The 17577-nt window shown below is 74.2% G+C and carries 18 protein-coding genes; 16 read left to right on the top strand and 2 right to left on the bottom strand.

Going from position 1 to position 17577, the window contains the following annotated elements:
- Positions 1 to 30 precede the first annotated feature (30 nt).
- The 6 genes from AC4OR8_RS12305 to AC4OR8_RS12280 all read left to right on the top strand — a co-directional run bounded on the left by AC4OR8_RS12305 (position 31) and on the right by AC4OR8_RS12280 (position 6768).
- A complete protein-coding gene (locus tag AC4OR8_RS12305; protein ID WP_492165849.1) occupies positions 31 to 1341 on the top strand; it encodes an ammonium transporter in 1311 nt (436 codons plus the stop codon).
- On the top strand, positions 1338 to 1676 hold the full coding sequence (locus AC4OR8_RS12300) for a P-II family nitrogen regulator (RefSeq protein ID WP_492165848.1): 339 nt from the start codon (positions 1338 to 1340) through the stop codon (positions 1674 to 1676). Before AC4OR8_RS12305 ends, AC4OR8_RS12300 begins: the two co-directional genes overlap by 4 nt.
- Positions 1677 to 1896: 220 nt before the next feature.
- Entirely contained in the window at positions 1897 to 2235 is a 339-nt protein-coding gene (locus AC4OR8_RS12295; protein WP_492165847.1) for a P-II family nitrogen regulator, read from the top strand.
- Between the two features lie 79 nt (positions 2236 to 2314).
- Positions 2315 to 4534 (top strand): [protein-PII] uridylyltransferase, encoded by a 2220-nt coding sequence (locus AC4OR8_RS12290; RefSeq protein ID WP_492165846.1) that lies wholly within the window; start codon positions 2315 to 2317, stop codon positions 4532 to 4534.
- A 43-nt stretch (positions 4535 to 4577) separates the two neighbouring features.
- Positions 4578 to 6140, top strand: a complete 1563-nt coding sequence (gene ffh, locus AC4OR8_RS12285; RefSeq protein WP_492165845.1) for a signal recognition particle protein — start codon at positions 4578 to 4580, stop codon at positions 6138 to 6140.
- Positions 6141 to 6396: 256 nt separating this feature from the next.
- Positions 6397 to 6768: a hypothetical protein gene (locus AC4OR8_RS12280; protein ID WP_492165844.1), complete on the top strand. Its 372-nt coding sequence runs from the start codon at positions 6397 to 6399 to the stop codon at positions 6766 to 6768.
- A 23-nt stretch (positions 6769 to 6791) separates the two neighbouring features.
- Here AC4OR8_RS12280 and AC4OR8_RS12275 read toward each other — a convergent pair whose 3' ends face one another.
- Positions 6792 to 7985 (bottom strand): ROK family transcriptional regulator, encoded by a 1194-nt coding sequence (locus AC4OR8_RS12275; RefSeq protein WP_492165843.1) that lies wholly within the window; start codon positions 7983 to 7985, stop codon positions 6792 to 6794.
- 162 nt (positions 7986 to 8147) lie between these two features.
- Between AC4OR8_RS12275 and AC4OR8_RS12270 the strand changes: the two genes are divergently transcribed.
- The 9 genes from AC4OR8_RS12270 to AC4OR8_RS12230 all read left to right on the top strand — a co-directional run bounded on the left by AC4OR8_RS12270 (position 8148) and on the right by AC4OR8_RS12230 (position 16275).
- Entirely contained in the window at positions 8148 to 10172 is a 2025-nt protein-coding gene (locus tag AC4OR8_RS12270) for a glycoside hydrolase family 3 protein (RefSeq protein WP_492165842.1), read from the top strand.
- A 53-nt stretch (positions 10173 to 10225) separates the two neighbouring features.
- Positions 10226 to 11329 carry an amidohydrolase family protein gene (locus tag AC4OR8_RS12265; protein WP_492165841.1) on the top strand — a complete coding sequence of 368 codons (1104 nt, stop codon included), beginning with the start codon at positions 10226 to 10228 and terminating at the stop codon, positions 11327 to 11329.
- A 194-nt stretch (positions 11330 to 11523) separates the two neighbouring features.
- On the top strand, positions 11524 to 12075 hold the full coding sequence (rpsP, locus tag AC4OR8_RS12260) for a 30S ribosomal protein S16 (RefSeq protein WP_492165840.1): 552 nt from the start codon (positions 11524 to 11526) through the stop codon (positions 12073 to 12075).
- Between the two features lie 5 nt (positions 12076 to 12080).
- A complete protein-coding gene (locus AC4OR8_RS12255; RefSeq protein WP_492165839.1) occupies positions 12081 to 12323 on the top strand; it encodes an RNA-binding protein in 243 nt (80 codons plus the stop codon).
- A gap of 108 nt (positions 12324 to 12431) precedes the next feature.
- On the top strand, positions 12432 to 12998 hold the full coding sequence (gene rimM, locus AC4OR8_RS12250) for a ribosome maturation factor RimM (protein ID WP_492166419.1): 567 nt from the start codon (positions 12432 to 12434) through the stop codon (positions 12996 to 12998).
- A gap of 4 nt (positions 12999 to 13002) precedes the next feature.
- Complete coding sequence (trmD, locus tag AC4OR8_RS12245; RefSeq protein WP_492165838.1) at positions 13003 to 14154, top strand: tRNA (guanosine(37)-N1)-methyltransferase TrmD; 1152 nt, start codon at positions 13003 to 13005, stop codon at positions 14152 to 14154.
- Between the two features lie 222 nt (positions 14155 to 14376).
- Complete coding sequence (gene rplS, locus AC4OR8_RS12240; protein WP_492165837.1) at positions 14377 to 14727, top strand: 50S ribosomal protein L19; 351 nt, start codon at positions 14377 to 14379, stop codon at positions 14725 to 14727.
- 45 nt (positions 14728 to 14772) lie between these two features.
- On the top strand, positions 14773 to 15582 hold the full coding sequence (lepB, locus tag AC4OR8_RS12235) for a signal peptidase I (protein WP_492165836.1): 810 nt from the start codon (positions 14773 to 14775) through the stop codon (positions 15580 to 15582).
- 6 nt (positions 15583 to 15588) lie between these two features.
- The gene (locus AC4OR8_RS12230; RefSeq protein ID WP_492165835.1) at positions 15589 to 16275 is read left to right on the top strand and encodes a ribonuclease HII; all 687 of its coding nucleotides are present in this window, start codon (positions 15589 to 15591) and stop codon (positions 16273 to 16275) included.
- A gap of 69 nt (positions 16276 to 16344) precedes the next feature.
- Here AC4OR8_RS12230 and AC4OR8_RS12225 read toward each other — a convergent pair whose 3' ends face one another.
- A complete protein-coding gene (locus tag AC4OR8_RS12225; protein WP_492165834.1) occupies positions 16345 to 17115 on the bottom strand; it encodes a YqjF family protein in 771 nt (256 codons plus the stop codon).
- A gap of 143 nt (positions 17116 to 17258) precedes the next feature.
- Between AC4OR8_RS12225 and AC4OR8_RS12220 the strand changes: the two genes are divergently transcribed.
- Entirely contained in the window at positions 17259 to 17567 is a 309-nt protein-coding gene (locus AC4OR8_RS12220) for a DUF2469 domain-containing protein (protein WP_492165833.1), read from the top strand.
- The last annotated feature ends 10 nt before the right edge of the window (positions 17568 to 17577 follow it).

The raw sequence follows: 17577 nt of genomic DNA, 5'->3' as shown, positions 1-17577 counted from the left end.
AGCGGCACCCGTGCAACTCCTGGAGGTTCTGTGGACGGCTATTACGCCTTCATGCTGGTCGCGACGGCGCTCGTGCTGATGATGACGGTGCCGGCGCTGGCGATGTTCTACGGCGGCATGTCGCGGTCGAAGTCGGTGCTCAACATGATGATGATGTCGTACATCGCGGTCGCGATCGTCGGCATCCTGTACGTCGCGGTCGGCTGGTCGATGGGCTGGAGCGGTGACGGCACCTTCTTCGCCGACCCGTTCGAGATGCTGTGGCTCGACGGCGTGACCACCGACGCCTACGTCGGCGTGATGTTCCAGATGACGTTCGCGATCATCACCGTCGCGCTGATCAGCGGTGCGGTCGAGGGCCGGATGAAGTTCGCCGCCTGGGTGGCGTTCGTGCCGCTCTGGGCGCTGTTCGTCTACTTCCCGCTGGCCCACATGGTGTTCAGCTGCACCGACGCCTCGCTGATCTGCGGCCGCATCGGCGCGCAGGACTACGCCGGCGGCACCGCGGTGCACATCAACGCCGGTGTCGCGGCCCTGGTGCTCGTGCTCCTGCTGGGCAAGCGCGTCAGCTGGCCCCGCGACAAGATGCGCCCGCACAACCTGACCCTCACCATGCTGGGCGCCGGTCTGCTGTGGTTCGGCTGGTACGGCTTCAACGTCGGCTCGATCGTCTTCGCCGGTGAGGAGGGCGAGGCGTTCACGGAGCGGTTCATCTCCGAGACCGGCCGCACCTTCGCCAACACCACCCTCGCCACGATGGCCGCGATCCTCGGCTGGCTCGTCGTCGAGCGGGTGCTGCACAAGAAGGCCACCTCGCTGGGCGCCGCGTCCGGCATCGTCGCGGGCCTCGTCGCGATCACCCCGGCCGCCGGTGCGGTCGACATCGAGGGCGCGGTCGCCATCGGCGCCATCGCCGGCGCCGTGTGCGCCTGGGCGGTCGGCCTGAAGTTCACGCTGCGCTACGACGACTCCCTCGACGTCGTCGGCGTCCACCTCGTCGGCGGGATCGTCGGCACCGTGCTGATCGGCTTCTTCTCCACCAGCGACGGCGCCGGCGGCATCGACGGCCTGCTGTACGGCGGCGGCGCGGAGTCGCTGGTCGACCAGGTGCTGGGTGTGCTCGTCGCGGTCGCCTGGTCCGGTGTGCTGACCGCGATCATCGCGCTGGCCATCAAGCTCACCATCGGGCTGCGTCTCGACGAGGAGGACGAGGTCGGCGGCATCGACCTGGCCGAGCACGGCGAGAGCGCCTACGACCTGCACACCGGCGTGGGTGGTGGCGTGCAGTCCGGCATCGTCGCCGGTGCCACGACCGGCCCCAACAAGGGAGTGAAGGCATGAAGCTCGTCACCGCGGTGATCAAGCCGCACAAGTGGGAGGACGTGCGCGAGGCCCTCGAGACCTTCGGCGTCACCGGCATGACCGTGAGCGAGGTCAGCGGCTACGGCCGGCAGAAGGGCCACACCGAGGTCTACCGCGGCGCGGAGTACGACATCGCGCTGGTCCCGAAGATCCGCATCGAGATCGTGGTCGAGGACGGTGACGCCGAGGACGTCGTCGGCATCGTCGTGAAGACCGCGCAGACCGGGCGCATCGGCGACGGCAAGGTGTGGCTCAGCCCCGTCGAGAGCGTGGTGCGGGTGCGCACCGGCGATCGGGACGCGGCTGCGCTGTGACCCAACGGACGGGCCCGGTCCTCCTCACGCAGGAGGGCCGGGCCCGTCCCGTTCCCGCGGCGTCGGCCCGGCGCGCGCCACACCCGGCCGCGGCCGGGGTCCGGCATGATCGGGGCCACGTCCCCGGCGGGGTCGGCGTCCCGCCCCCTCGCCGCACCACCCCCGGCACGATCCGGACGCCCCTCGGCGGGGCGTCCCGCACACCCACCAGGAGAGATCGATGAAGCTGGTCACCGCGGTCATCAAGCCGCACAAGTGGGAGGACGTCCGCGTCGCCCTCGAGGCCGTCGGGGTCACCGGCATGACGGTCAGCGAGGTCAGCGGCTACGGCCGGCAGAAGGGGCACACCGAGGTCTACCGCGGCGCGGAGTACGACGTCGCGCTGGTGCCGAAGATCCGCCTCGAGATCGTGGTCAACGACGCCGACGTCACCACCGTCGTCGACACGATCCTCAGCGGTGCCGCGTCGGGCCGCATCGGCGACGGCAAGGTGTGGGTCTCCCCGGTCGAGTCGGTGGTGCGCGTGCGCACCGGCGACAGGGACGACGCAGCGCTCTGACGGTGCCCCGCCCGGTCGCAGCACCCCTGCCCGTCCACCTGCCCGTCCTCCCGGGCGCCACTGCACCTGGCGGTCGCCGGTGAGCGCCGAGGACCGCGCGCGCCGCACCGCGCAGGCCGACGAGCTGTGCACGGGCGCGTACGCCGCCGCCGGCGGGGGAGAGGTCGGTACGGCGCTGGTGGCCGTGGGCGGCTACGGCCGCGGCGAGCTCGCGCCCCACTCCGACCTCGACGTCGTGCTGGTCTCCGACGACGGGGTCGACCCCGGTGAGGTGGCCCACCGCGTCTGGTACCCGCTGTGGGACTCCGGGACCACCATCGACCACTCGGTGCGCACGCTCTCGCAGATGCTCGCCGCGGCCGACGCCGACCTGCGCGTGGCGCTCGGCCTGGTCGACATCCGCCACCTCGCCGGAGACCCCAACCTGACGCTGCGCCTGCGCACCACGATGCTGGCGCACTGGCGCCGGCGCGCGCGGGAGCGCCTGCCCGCCCTCCACGACCTGGTGCGTGCCCGCCACGAGCGGGTCGGGGAGCTCGCGCACCTCTCGGTGCCCGACCTCAAGGAGGCCGAGGGCGGCCTGCGCGACGCCACGGTGCTCAAGGCGCTCGTCGCCACCTGGCTGGTCGACGTGCCGCACGTCGCGCTCGAGCAGGGCCGGCAGTCGCTGCTCGACGTGCGCGACCTGGTGCAGGACGTCGCCGGGCGCTCCACCGACCGGGTCGCCCCCGAGATGTGGAGCGACCTCGCCACCGGCCTCGACCTGCCCGACGCCCGCGACGCGCAGGTGCACGTGCGCGAGATCGGGCGCCGGCTGACCCACCTGTCGCGCCTGACCTGGCGCCGCGTCGACGACGTGCTGGCCCGGCCGGTGGCCGCGCGCCCACGGCGTCCGGTGCTGACCCCGATCGGGCCGGGCGTCGCGCTGTCCGGGCGCGAGGTGGTGCTCGACGCGCGGGCCCGCCCGGCCGACGACCCCGTGCTGCTGCTGCGCGCGGCGGCGGCCGCCGCCGAGCTCGACGTCGTGCTCGCCCCGCCCACGGCCGCGCGCCTGGCGCGGGAGTGCCCGCCGCTGCCCGACCCGTGGCCGGCCGAGGCCCGCCAACAGCTGGTGCGGCTGCTGGCCGCGGGGCGCGGGCTGCTGCCGGTGTGGGAGACCCTCGAGGAGACGGGGGCGCTGGGCCGGCTGCTCCCCGAGTGGGAGCGCATCCGGCTGCTGCCCCACGCCTCGGCCATCCACCGCTTCACCGTCGACCGCCACGTCGTGGAGACCTGCATCGAGGCCTCGGCGCTGATCCGCACCGTGGCGCGACCCGACGTCCTGATGGTGGCCGCGCTCCTGCACGACATCGGCAAGGGGAGCCTGACCGAGCACAGCGTGGCCGGCGAGCCGCTGGCGCGGCGCATCGCCACCCGCATGGGCTTCGCCCCCGACGTCGTCGACCTCGTCGCGACGCTGGTGCGCTGGCACCTGCTGCTGGCCGAGACCGCCACCACCCGCGACCCCGACGACCCCGCCACCGTCGACCGGGTCGCCAGCCGGGTGACGTCGGTGGAGGCGCTCGACCTGCTCACCGCCCTCACCGAGGCCGACGCCAAGGCCGCCTCGGCGCCGGCCTGGTCGACGTGGCGCGCCGGGCTCGTGCGCGACCTCGCCCGGCGCGTCCGCACGGCGCTCGACACCGGGCGCAGCCTCCCCGTGGTCGAGACCGACGACGTCGAGATCCCCGACGAGGTGCGTCGCGGCGGGGTTTCGGTGGTGGTCGAGGAGGTGCCGGGCGGGTCGCGGGTGGTCGTGGTGGCCCCCGACCGGGTCGGGCTGCTCGCCGACTTCGCGGCTGTGCTCGCGCTGCAGCGCCTCCCGGTGCGTGCCGCGCGCGCGTGGGCCCAGGAGTCCTACGGCGTCGCGGTGTGGGAGGTCGGCGAGTCGGGCCTGAGCGGGGCGGTGCTGCTGGAGAAGTACGAGGCGATCGTCGAGGGCCGCGTCGACCCCGCCGCGCGCCTGCGCCCGCCCGCCTCGGCGACCCTGGCACCGACCGTCGAGGTGCGCGCCGACGCGTCGGCGTCCGCGACCGTGCTCGAGGTGCGCACCGCCGACCGGCCCGGCGTGGTGCACCTGGTGTGCTCGGCGCTGGCCCGCCTCGACGTCGCCGTGCGCTCGGCCCACGTCGACACCCTCGGCCCGCAGGCCGTCGACGTCTTCTACCTGCAGGAGGCCGGGGCCGGTCGGCTGGCCGACACCCGCGCCGCCGAGGCCGCCCACGCGGTCAGGGCGACCCTGTCGGGAGGCGCGGGTTAGGCTCGACGCCGACTGCACGCCCGTTCGACAGCCGAGGACCTCCTTGTTCGCCACACTCTCCGACCGCCTCGCCGACACCTTCAAGAACCTGCGGGGCAAGGGCCGGCTCTCCGAGGCCGACATCGACGCCACCGCGCGCGAGATCCGCATCGCGCTGCTCGAGGCCGACGTCGCGCTGCCGGTGGTGAAGGAGTTCGTCGCCGCGGTCAAGGACCGCGCCCGCAGCGAGGAGGTCAGCGGTGCGCTGAACCCCGCGCAGCAGATCGTCAAGATCGTCAACGAGGAGCTCGTGACGATCCTCGGCGGGGAGACCCGCCGGCTGCGCTACGCCAAGAGCGGCCCGACGGTCATCATGCTGGCGGGCCTCCAGGGCGCCGGGAAGACGACGCTGGCGGCCAAGCTCGCGCTGTGGCTGAAGGAGCAGGGCAAGACCCCGATGCTCGCGGCCTGCGACCTGCAGCGGCCCAACGCCGTCAAGCAGCTGCAGGTCAACGGTGAGCGCGTCGGCGTCCCGGTCTTCGCCCCCGAGCCCGGCAACGGCGTCGGCGACCCCGTCGGCGTGGCCCGCGCCTCGATCGAGGAGGCGCGCCGCAAGCTCCACGACGTGGTCATCGTCGACACCGCTGGACGTCTCGGCGTCGACGCCGAGCTGATGCAGCAGGCCGCCGACATCCGTGACGCGGTGCGCCCCGACGAGGTGCTCTTCGTCGTCGACGCGATGATCGGCCAGGACGCCGTGGTCACCGCCCAGGCGTTCCTCCAGGGCGTCGGCTACGACGGCGTGGTGCTGACCAAGCTCGACGGCGACGCCCGCGGCGGTGCGGCGCTGTCGATCGCCTCGATCACCGGCAAGCCGGTCATGTTCGCCTCGAACGGCGAGAAGCTCACCGACTTCGACCTGTTCCACCCCGACCGCATGGCCTCGCGCATCCTCGACATGGGCGACGTGATGACGCTCATCGAGCAGGCGGAGAAGACCTTCGACGCCGAGCAGGCGATGAAGGCCGCCGAGAAGCTCTCGGGGCGCGGCGGGCAGTTCACCCTCGACGACTTCCTGCAGCAGATGCAGCAGGTGCGCAAGCTCGGCTCGATGTCGAAGATCATGGGCATGCTCCCGGGCATGGGCCAGTTCCGCGAGCAGCTGGAGAACTTCGACGAGCGGGAGATCGACCGCATCGAGGCCGTCATCCGCTCGATGACGCCCGCCGAGCGCGACAACCCCAAGATGATCGACGGCTCGCGCCGCGCCCGCATCGCCAAGGGCTCGGGACGTCAGGTCTCCGACGTCAACCAGCTCGTCGACCGGTTCTTCGAGGCGCGCAAGATGATGGAGCAGATGGCCCGCGGCGGCGGGATGCCGGGCATGCCCGGGATGCCCGGCATGGCGGGGGTGGGCGGGCCCAAGCGCGGCAAGGCCAAGGCCCAGCCGAAGAAGGGCAAGGGCGCCAAGCGCTCCGGCAACCCCGCCAAGGCCGCGCAGGAGGCGGCGGCCGCCAAGGAGAAGTCGGCCGCGGTCAACCCGTTCGCGACCCCCGACGAGGTCGACTACGAGCAGGCCGCCGCCGCCCTCGACCTGCCCCAGGACTTCTCCAAGTTCTTGAAGTGAGCCGCCCAGCGCCGTGCGAGCCCGCGAGCACGGGGCGCCAGGCGGCCAGGTCGAGCAAGCCCCGCGGCGCCGAGCCTGCGAGGCGCCGCGACGGGCGGGTCGAGACCCAGTTGCGTGGAGCGGTCGAGCTCGCGAGGGCGCGGCGTCGGGCGGCCGGGTCGAGCCGCGACGGGCGGGTCGAGACCCAGCTGCGTGGAGCGGTCGAGCCGGCGAGCGCGGAGCACCGAGCGACGCGGGCGAGCGCGGCGGCGAGCCGGTGACCACCGTGCTGGTCGTCGACGGCGCCAACGTCGTGGGCTCGCGTCCCGACGGCTGGTGGAAGGACCGCGCCGGGGCGGCCCGGCGCCTCCACGAGCGGCTGCTGGTGGCCGACACGACGTACGACGCGATCGTGCTGGTGCTGGAGGGCGGGGCCAAGGGCGGGGTCAAGGCGGGACGCGACGGCCACGTGCAGACCGTCCACGCGCCCCGCGACGGCGACACCACGATCATCGAGCAGACCCGGGTGGCCCGCGAGCGCGGCGACCAGGTGGTGCTGATCAGCGCCGACCACGTGCTGCGCGGGCGCTGCGAGGGCCTCGGTGCGCGGGCGATGAGCCCGTCGTGGCTGCTCGACCAGCTCGGCTGAGCGGGAGCACCCCCCGGTGCCGCTCAGCCGGCGGCGACGCGGCTGAGCGCGAGGGCGACGGCGCCCAGCACCTCCGCGCGGTCGCCGAGCTCGCCGGAGCGCACCTGCACCGCCGCGGCGGCGTCGGGCTGGGTGTAGCGGTCGAGGGCGTCGCGGATGCCCTGCACCAGCGACGGGCAGGTGCCGAGCGACCCGCCGAGCACCACCGCGCCGGGGTTCAGGCTGTTGCACAGGTCGGCCAGGGCGCGCCCGACGGTGCGCCCGGCGTCGCTGAGCACCCGACGTACGCCGGGGTCGCCGGCGAGGTCGAGCTCGCGCAGCCGGCCGGTGGTGAGCGGCTCGTCGTACGCCGGTCGCAGCAGGTCGAGCAGGCGGGGCGCGGCCACCAGGGTCTCCAGGCAGCCGCGGTTGCCGCAGCGGCAGACACGACCGTCCTCGCCGACCTGCACGTGGCCGATCTCGCCGGCGATGCCGGTGGCGCCGCGGTGCAGCCGGCCGCCGAGCACGATGCCGGCCCCCACCCCGCTGGCGAGCTTGACGTAGACGGTGTCGGGGCTGTCGCGGGCCGCGCCGCGGGCGCGCTCGGCGAGGGCGCCGAGGTTCGCGTCGTTGTCGGCGTGCACCGCCACCCCGAGCCGTCGCTCGAGCTCCTGGCCGGGCGCCAGCCCGTGCCAGCCGGGCATGATGCCGGTGCTGATGCGGGCGGAGCGGCGGTCGAGCGGCGCCGGCACGCACAGCCCCACGGCCTGCACGTGGTCGCGGCCCAGGCCCAGCTCGCGCAGCAGCGCGCGCAGCATGTCGGCCACCTCGTCGAGCACCTGCGCCCCGTCGAGGTCGACGTCGGCCGGGGTGAGCCGCTCGCCGAGCACGGCACCGGTGCGGTCGGCCACCGCCACCCGCACGTGGGCGTGCCCGACGTCGACGCCGGCCACGCCGCCGCTGGGCGTGCTGAGCTCGAGCAGGGTGGGCGGCCGGCCGCTGCCGCCCTTGTGGGGGCGGCCCCGTGCCGGGGCCTCGACCACGTGGCCGGAGGCGACCAGGGCGGCCACCAGGCTCGAGACGGTGCTGCGCGACAGTCCGGAGGCGCGGGTGAGGTCGGCCCGGCTCAGCGGCCCCTCGGCGGCGAGCAGGCCGGTGACGACGCGGGCGTTGGCCGCCCGCAGCCGTTCCAGGGAGCCGTGGGAGCCCTGGGTGCCCGGGGGTGCCGGCGAGGTCATGCTCCGACTCTAGGGGCGTTCGTCCGGAAGTCGGACGAAAAAGTCCGGTTAACGGGATGTTTACGCATTGACCGTGGCAAAACGCGGTTCCTACGTTGACGGGACGCGCACCGCGCGTCCGGACGCCCCCGCGCCCGGCCCTTGATCGGGCAAGGAGCCCCCATGTCCCTCCGACCCACCCCCACCCGACGGCGCCGCCGCTCGGTCGCGACCGGGCTCACCGCCTTGGCCGTGGGCGCCCTCGGCGTCACCCTGCTCGCCCCTCCCGGGTCCTCCGCCCCGGCCGCAGCCGCCCCCGCGGTCGGCGCCCTGGCCCGGGCCGACGAGGTGCTGCCCTACCAGGACGCCTCGCTGCCCACCTCCGAGCGCGTGGCCGACCTGATCGACCGGATGACGCTGGCCGAGAAGGTCGGCCAGATGACCCAGGCCGAGCGTGCCGACATCGACGCCGACCCCTCGCTGATCGCCACCTACGGCCTCGGCAGCGTGCTGTCGGGCGGCGGGTCGGTGCCGGCGACCAACACGCCCGAGGCCTGGGCCGACATGGTCGACCGCTACCAGGAGGCCGCCCTCGGCACCCGCCTCGGCATCCCGCTCCTCTACGGCGTCGACGCCGTGCACGGCCACGGCAACCTGCTCGGCGCCACCGTGTTCCCCCACAACATCGGGCTCGGGGCCACCCGTGACCCCGCCCTGGTGCGCCGCATCGGCCACCTCACCGCCATCGAGACCCGTGCCTCGGGTCCGCAGTGGAACTTCGCGCCCTGCGTCTGCGTCGTGCGCGACGATCGCTGGGGCCGCACCTACGAGTCCTTCGGCGAGGACCCCGCCCTGGTGACGTCGATGGCCACCGCCATCGACGGCCTGCAGGGCCGGCCCGGCGAGCTCGACGAGCCCGACCGGGTGCTGGCCACCGCCAAGCACTTCGCCGGCGACGGCCTCACCGACTGGGACACCGGTGAGGGCGACTACACCCTCGACCAGGGCATCAGCCGGGTCTCCCGCGAGGAGTTCGCCGAGCTGGCCCTGGCGCCGTACCCCGCCACGGTGCGCAGGCACGACGTCGGCTCGGTCATGCCGTCGTTCTCCAGCGTCGACTGGACCGACGACGGGCTCGGCGACCCGGTGAAGATGCACGCCAGCAAGGAGCTCGTCACCGGCTACCTCAAGCGCGAGCTCGGCTTCGACGGCTTCGTGATCTCAGACTGGCAGGCCATCCGCCAGATCCCGGGCGACTACGCCACCCAGGTCGTGACGTCGGTCAACGCGGGTGTCGACATGTTCATGGAGCCCTACTCCGGCAGCGCGACCGGCTTCCGCGAGTTCACGGCCACGCTGGCGACCGCCGTCGAGGAGGGCCGGGTCACCCGGGCCCGTCTCGACGACGCCGTGGCCCGCATCCTCACCGCGAAGTTCGAGCTCGGCCTGTTCGAGGACCCGATGACCGACCGCTCGCTCATCGACACCGTCGGCAGCCCGGCGCACCGGGCCGTCGCCCGGCGCGCGGTCGCCAAGTCGCAGGTGCTGCTGCGCAACCGCCGCCAGACCCTGCCGCTGGCCCCGGCCGGCGACGTCTACGTCGCGGGCAGCAACGCCGACAACATCGGCAACCAGGCCGGCGGCTGGACGCTCACCTGGCAGGGCGGCTCCACCAACGTCCTGCCCGGCGACACGGTCCTCGACGGGATCCAGGAGGCCAGCGACGGCCGGGTGACGTACAGCGAGACCGCCGAGACGCGGGTGCCGAAGCGGGCCCACGGCATCGTGGTGGTCGGCGAGACGCCGTACGCCGAGGGCTTCGGCGACGTGGGTGGCCCCGAGTGGGGCTACGACCCGGGCGACGCGGGCGTGCTGCGCCCCGAGCAGACCATGGAGCTCAACGACGCCGACCGTGAGGCGGTGCGCACCGTCTGCGCCGCGGCAAGGAGCTGCACCGTGCTGGTCGTCTCCGGGCGCCCGCTGGTCCTGCCGCCCGCGCTGCTGCGCTCCACCGACGCCGTCGTGGCGTCGTGGCTGCCCGGCAGCGAGGGGGCCGGCGTGGCCGACGTGCTCTACGGCGAGCGGGCCTTCACCGGCACCCTGCCCGTCACCTGGCCGCGCAGCGTGGCCCAGGAGCCGATCAACGTCGGCGACGAGGACTACGACCCGCTGTACGCGTTCGGCCACGGGCTGACCACCCGCCGCTGAGCACCCACCGTTGCACCACGGCTGTGCCCCGGACGCGCGGTAGCGTCCGGGGCATGGCCGTCCCCGGTGCCGCCCCCGCCCCCGCCCCCGTCCAGCGCTTCCACGGGCCCGTGCTGCCCGACGGCGAGGTGCGCGACCTCCACGTCGTCGACGGCAAGGTCACCTACGAGCCGCAGCGGGGCGCGGAGACCGTGGCCTCGGGGTGGCTGCTGCCCGGGCTCGTCGACGCGCACAACCACCTCGGTATGGAGGACCACGGTGCCGTCGACGAGGCCGAGGTCGAGCGTCAGGCCCTCGCCGACCGCGACGCCGGCGCCCTGCTGCTGCGCGACTGCGGCTCGCCCGCCGACACCCGGTGGGTGCACGGGCGCGACGACCTGCCCCGCCTGGTGCGCGCCGGACGCCACGTCGCGCGCACCCGCCGCTACATCCGCCACTACGCCCACGAGGTCGAGCCGGCCGACCTCGTCGCCACCGTGGCCGGGGAGGCCCGCGCCGGCGACGGCTGGGTCAAGCTGGTCGGCGACTGGATCTCCCGCGACGCCGGCGACCTCGCGCCCTCCTTCGACGCCGACGACTTCGCCGCGGCGATCGCCGCCGCCCACGCCGAGGGCGCCCGGGTCACCGCCCACTGCTTCGGCCGCGAGGTCCTCGACGGCCTGCTCGACGCCGGCATCGACTGCCTCGAGCACGGCACCGGCCTCACCACCGACCATCTCGACCGGATGGTCGCCCAGGGCGTGGCGCTGGTGCCGACGGTGATGCAGACCGCGAAGTTCCCCGAGTTCGCCGACGCCGGGCGCGAGCGGTTCCCGGCGTACGCCGCGACCATGGAGGACCTGTTCGCCCACCGGCGGGCGACCCTGCTGGCGGCCCACGAGGCCGGGGTCGAGCTGTACGTCGGCAGCGACGGCGGGGGAGCCGAGCGGCACGGCCACCTGGCCGGCGAGGTCATGGCGATGGTCGACCTGGGCCTGCCGCCGGCGGACGTGGTGGCCGCGGCCTCCTGGCGCGCCCGCGCCTGGCTGGGCCACCCCGCCGGGCTCGAGGAGGGCGCGCCGGCCGACTTCCTGGTGCTCGACCGCGACCCGCTGCTCGACCCCTCCGTGCTCTGGGGGCCGTCGCGCGTGGTGCTGCGCGGGCGGGTCGTGGCCTGAGGCACGCGGCGCCCAGGGCGTGCCCACCGGGCGATTTAGCCTGCCCGCCGCTCTCTGGCATCATTACCGGTCGAGTCCTGCGCGTCCGGCCCCTCTCACTGGTCGCGCAGTGCCCTCGAGGTGCCCACCCCGGTGTTTCCCCACCTGGTGCGCGGGTCCTCACCCACCCCGATAAACGAGGAGACACCACAGACGTGGCCGTCAAGATCCGCTTGAAGCGCCTGGGCAAGATCCGGGTGCCGCAGTACCGCATCGTCGTCGTCGACTCGCGCAAGAAGCGCGACGGTCGAGTGATCGAGGAGATCGGCAAGTACCACCCCAAGGAGGAGCCGTCCTACATCGACGTCGTCTCCGACCGGGCGCAGTACTGGCTGGGTGTCGGCGCGCAGCCGACCGAGGCCGTCGAGGCCATCCTCAAGATCACCGGTGACTGGCAGACCCACCACGGTCTCCCCGGCACCGAGGGCACCCTGCGCACCGCCGAGGCCAAGCGCGCCAAGCTCGACATCTTCAACGAGGCCCTCGCCGACGCCCAGCGCAGCGGCTCGTCCGACGCGACGACCAAGAAGACCTCGAAGAAGGCCGAGCCGGCCGCCGCCGAGAAGCCTGCTGAGAAGCCGGCCGAGGCCGCTGCCGAGACCCCGGCCGAGGTCCCTGCCGACGAGACCCCCGAGGTCGCGACCGAGCAGGCCGAGACCGCCGAGACCGCGGCGGTCGACGCCGAGGCCCCGAAGACCGAGGCCTGAGCGTCGTGCTGGCCGAGGCGCTCGAGCACCTCGTCCGCGGCGTCGTCGACAACCCCGACGACGTCTCGGTCCGCGACAAGCAGCTGCGTCGTGGCTCGACCCTCGAGGTCCGGGTGCACCCCGACGACCTCGGCAAGGTCATCGGCCGCGGCGGACGCACCGCGTCGGCGTTCCGCACCGTCGTGGCCGGCCTCGCCGGTCGCGAGGGCGCGCGGGTCGACTTCGTGGACGTCGACCGCCGCCGCTGAGCCTGCGCCCACCGGCCGCTTCGGACGGGTGTCGCCCTGCGGGGCGGCACCCGTCCGGCATTTCCCCCGCTCCCTGGAAGGACCACCGTGGCCCCCACCCCGCCCCGCATGCCCGACGGCACCCCCGACGGCACCCTCGAGCTGGTCGTGGGGCGCGTCGGCAAGCCCCACGGCCTGCGCGGCGAGGTGACCATCGACGTGCGCACCGACGAGCCGGAGCGGCGCTACGCCGACGGCGCGGTGCTGCGCGCGGAGCCCCCGCGCGACGCGGTGTCCGCGCACCGCGCGCTCACCGTCGAGCGCACCCGGTGGCACCAGGGCGTGCTGCTGGTGACGTTCGCCGAGCTCGGCGACCGCACGGCGGCCGAGGCGGCGCGCGGGCTCGTGCTGCACGCCTCGGTGCCGGCCGACGCGGTGCCCGACGACCCCGACGAGTACTACGACCACCAGCTGGTCGGCCTCGACGTCCACGACCTCGACGGCGCCCACCTCGGCACGGTCTCCGCGCTCGTGCACGGTGGCGCCCAGGACCTGCTGACCGTGCGCACCCCGGGTGGGCGCGAGGCGCTGGTGCCGTTCGTCAAGGCGCTGGTGCCGCAGGTCGACCTCGACGCGCGCCGCGTCGTCGTGGCCGACCGTCCCGGCCTGGTGACCCCGCTGCCCGAGGACGCGTGAGCGCGTGCGGCTCGACTACCTGACGATCTTCCCCGACTACCTCGCGCCGCTGTCGCTCTCGCTGCCGGGCCGGGCGGTCGAGAAGGGCCTGCTCGAGCTGCACGTGCACGACCTGCGCCGCTGGACCCACGACCGCCACCGCACCGTCGACGACACGCCGTACGGCGGCGGCGCCGGCATGGTGATGAAGCCCGAGCCGTGGGGCGAGGCGCTCGACGAGGTGGCACCGCCCGAGGCCACCGTGGTGGTGCCGACCCCCTCGGGCGAGCCGCTGACCCAGGCCCTGGCCCGCGAGCTGGCCACCCGGCCCCACCTGGTCTTCGCCTGCGGGCGCTACGAGGGCATCGACCAGCGGGTCGTCGACCACGCCGCCACCCGCGGCGAGGTGCGGGAGGTGTCGATCGGCGACTACGTGCTCAACGGCGGCGAGGTGGCTGCGCTGGCCGTCACCGAGGCGGTGGTGCGCCTGCTGCCGGGCTTCATGGGCAACGCCGCCTCGCTGGTGGAGGAGTCGCACGAGGACGGCCTGCTGGAGTACCCCGTCTACACCAAGCCGGCCTCCTGGCGCGGCCTCGACGTGCCGCCGGTGCTGCTCAGCGGCGACCACGGCGCCGTCGCGGCCTGGCGCCACGAGCAGGCGGTCGCCCGCACGGCGCAGCGCCGCCCGGACCTGCTCCACCCCAGCGCCGTGGTGGGGGAGTGGGTGGTCGAGCGCGCCACCCGCGCCGACGCCGCGGAGGTGCTGACCCTCCAGCTGGCCTGCTGGGTGCGCGAGGCGGTGGTCAACGACGACCTGACCATCCCCCCGCTGCACGAGGACCTCGACGACGTCGTCGCCTCCATCGCCTCGTGGGACACCTACGTCGTGCGCTCGGCCGGGCGCCTGGTCGGGTCGGTGCGCGGGCGCCTCGACGGCACCGCCTGGGACGTCGGGCGGCTCATGGTGGCCCCCGACCTGCGCGGTCGCGGGCTCGGGCGGCTGCTGCTCGAGCACGCCCAGCGCGTCGCCCCGCCGGCGGCCACGTCGTACCGGCTGCTGACGGGGGCGCGCAGCACCGCCAACCTGCGGATGTACAAGAAGGCCGGGTTCTCGGTGCGCGAGGTGCTCGACGGCCCGTCGGGGCCGGCGGTGCTCACCAAGCGTCGCCGTGGCTGATTCACGACCACCGCGCGCGCTGTGGCAGAATCGGCGACCGGCCAGCCGGCCAAATCAGGACCACCCCGAGGCGCTGCTCGCAGCCGCCGGCAGGGGGGTCTGCGTCAGGCACCTGCCACAGGGGGAGCACGACGCCGCCGGCCACACCTGCTGCGCCGCACCCGATGAAGGCACCACCTTCCAGCACCGCGGCTGACCTGTGGCACCCGCGAGGAGAACACCATGACCAACGTGATCGCCGAGCTCGGCAACGCGCTCAAGCGTGACGACGTCCCGGCCTTCCGCGCCGGTGACACCATCAAGGTCCACGTGAAGGTCGTCGAGGGCAACCGCGCCCGCGTCCAGATCTTCCAAGGCGTGGTCATCCGCGTCCAGGGCTCCGGCATCGGCCGCACCTTCACGGTGCGCAAGGTGTCGTTCGGCGTCGGCGTCGAGCGCACCTTCCCGCTGAACTCCCCGATCTTCGAGCAGATCGAGATCGTGACCCGCGGCGACGTGCGTCGCGCGAAGCTGTACTACCTGCGCAACCTGCGCGGCAAGAAGGCCAAGATCAAGGAGCGTCGCGAGGTCTGAGTCGTTCCGCTCCGGCGGCGACCCACGCTTTCTAGACTCACGCGCGTGACACCCCACGACCGCGACCCCGCCACTGGCGCCACCGGCGGCTCGACCTCCACGGACGAGCCCCCGGCGCCGGCCGCGGCGTCGCGGTCGTGGCGTCAGCGGGGGCGCGAGCTCCCGTTCGGCGTCGAGACGCTGGTGCTGCTCGTGCTGGCCGTCGTGCTGGCGGTGCTGGTGAAGTCCTACCTGCTGCAGGCCTTCTACATCCCCTCGGAGTCGATGGAGCCGGGCCTGGTCGAGGACGACCGCATCGTGGTGCAGAAGGTCTCCTACTGGGGCGACGCGGGCCCCGAGCGCGGCGACGTCGTGGTGTTCGAGGACCCGGGCGGCTGGCTCGGCGACGAGGAGGTCCGCGAGCCCGGCAACGTGCTGACCCGGGCGATGGCCGGCATCGGGCTCTACCCCGAGGGCGGCCACCTCGTGAAGCGCGTCATCGGCGTCGCGGGCGACGTCGTCACCTGCTGCGACGCCCAGGGCCGGATCAGCGTCAACGGCACGCCGCTCGACGAGGACTCCTTCGTGCTCGACGAGAAGAACATCAAGTGCCGCGGCCCGATGCTGGGCGACTGCGACTGGGAGGCCGGTCCGGTGCCCGAGGGCACCCTGTTCGTCATGGGCGACAACCGCGGCCACTCCGCGGACTCCAGCTTCCAGATGTGCGCGGAGGGCGACACCGCCTGCGTGCCCGGCGACGAGTTCGTGCCGGTGGACGACGTCGTCGGCAAGGTCCTCGCCGTCATCTGGCCGCTGGGCAACGCCGGCACCCCCGATCGTCCCGCCGTGTTCGCGGACGTGCCCGACCCCCGGTAGGTCGCGATGAGCCTGCTGCCCCGTGGCGCGACGGTGCGCCGCGACGCCGGCCTCTACGGCTACGAGCGCGCCCTGCGCCGCCACGGCATCGAGACCGTCGCCGGTGTCGACGAGGCCGGTCGCGGCGCCTGCGCCGGCCCGCTGGTGGCGGGCGCCTGCATCCTGCCCGCCGGCCGGGCGGGGGTGGTGCCGGGCCTCGCCGACTCCAAGCTGCTCACCGAGCGCGCCCGCGAGCGCTGCTACGAGCAGGTGGTGCGCCGCGCCCTGGCGTGGTCGGTCGTGGTGGTCTCCCACGAGGAGTGCGACCGCCTCGGCATGCACGTCGCCAACATCGAGGCGCTGCGTCGCGCGGTCGCGCTGCTCGACACCGCCCCCGACTACGTGCTCACCGACGGCTTCCCCGTCGACGGGCTCGGGGCGCCCGGTCTCGCGGTGTGGAAGGGCGACCGGGTGGCGGCCTGCATCGCCGCGGCCTCGGTGCTGGCCAAGGTGACCCGCGACCGCATCATGACCGACCTGCACGACGAGTGGCCCGTCTACGACTTCGCCACCCACAAGGGCTACATCACCGACACCCACACCGCGGCGCTCACCGCCCACGGGCCCTCGCCGGTGCACCGCATGCGGTTCGTCAACGTACGCCGCGCCGCGGGCCTCGAGCCGCCGCCGGGCAGCGGCGCCGAGACCGGCTGAGCCGCACTTGGCAGCCGGCCCGGCCGGCTCACCGCGGCGGCTCAGCGCGGCTGGCTCAGAGGGGCTGGCTCAGAGCGGCTGGGGGAGCCCGAACTCGGTGCGCACGCCCGAGGAGAACAGCACGGAGTCGGGCGGCGTGCCGGCCACTCCGGGCAGCCCGGCCGCGGTCACCAGCTCGTCGTCGAGCGCGGTGACCCGGGCCCGGCGCAGCGGCCACGGCCCGTGGGTGTTCGGCACCCACCAGGTGCGCCCGGCGACGCGGGTGTGCAGCCCGAAGCGGGCGGTGAGGAAGAGCTCGAGCGCGCCCGGCTCGGCGACCGGGTCGCCCACCTCGACCTCCACCAGGCTGCGCGGGCGCCCCGGGGCGCGCCGTACGCTCTCGTAGCGCATCTGGCGCCCGGTCGGGTCCGGCGGCAGCGAGGCGGGGGTGGCCCGCATCCGCGCCCACCGGTAGGGCACGCCGAAGGAGGCGTTGGCGCCCAGCACCACGGCCAGCCGCTGGGCCTCCAGCGAGCAGAACACCACGCCGCGGCGTCCGCGGTCGTCGGTGGAGTAGAGGCGCACGTTGGTCTCGAGGAACGAGCCGAACCACGGCGCCGTGCTGCGCGGCCCGAACCCGGCGTCGACCATGCGGAACGGGATCAGCCCCACCCAGGCGCTGCCGTCGTGCACGTCGGGCCGCACGCCCGACGGCAGCAGCGGCGCCACCCGTGCGGGGTCGACCCGCCAGTGCACGAAGGTCAGGTCGCGCCACCACTGGTTCATCACCGACCGGCCCGGCAGGGGCGGGCCCTGTGCCCGGATCACGCCGGGAGGAACGGCGTCGCGGGTGTCGCTCACCCCTCTACGATGCCAGGCAGCAGGCGCCCGGAGCCCACCCCTGCGGCTCGTTCCCGGGCCCGGCCCCACCACCAGGCCCGCCACGACCAGGACGCCACGACCAGGCCCCCCACGACCAGGCCCCGCCCACACCAGGAGAGTGCATGAGCGCCGAGGATCTCGAGAAGTACGAGGCCGAGATGGAGCTCACGATGTACCGCGAGTACCGCGACGTCGTCGGCATCTTCAAGTACGTCGTCGAGACCGACCGCCGCTTCTACCTGTGCAACCAGGTCGACGTGAAGGCCCGCACCGAGGCCGGCGACGTGTTCTTCGAGGTCTCCATGAGCGACGCCTGGGTGTGGGACATGTACCGCCCGGCCCGCTTCGCCAAGAACGTCAAGGTGCTGACCTTCAAGGACGTGAACGTCGAGGAGCTCAACCCTTCGGACATGGATCTCCCCGAGAAGTAGCCCGTTCGGG

This window comes from Nocardioides sp. FY1077 (assembly GCF_058681775.1).
Note: the sequence above shows the minus strand (reverse complement) of the source record. Positions and strands in the feature narration are given on the sequence as shown.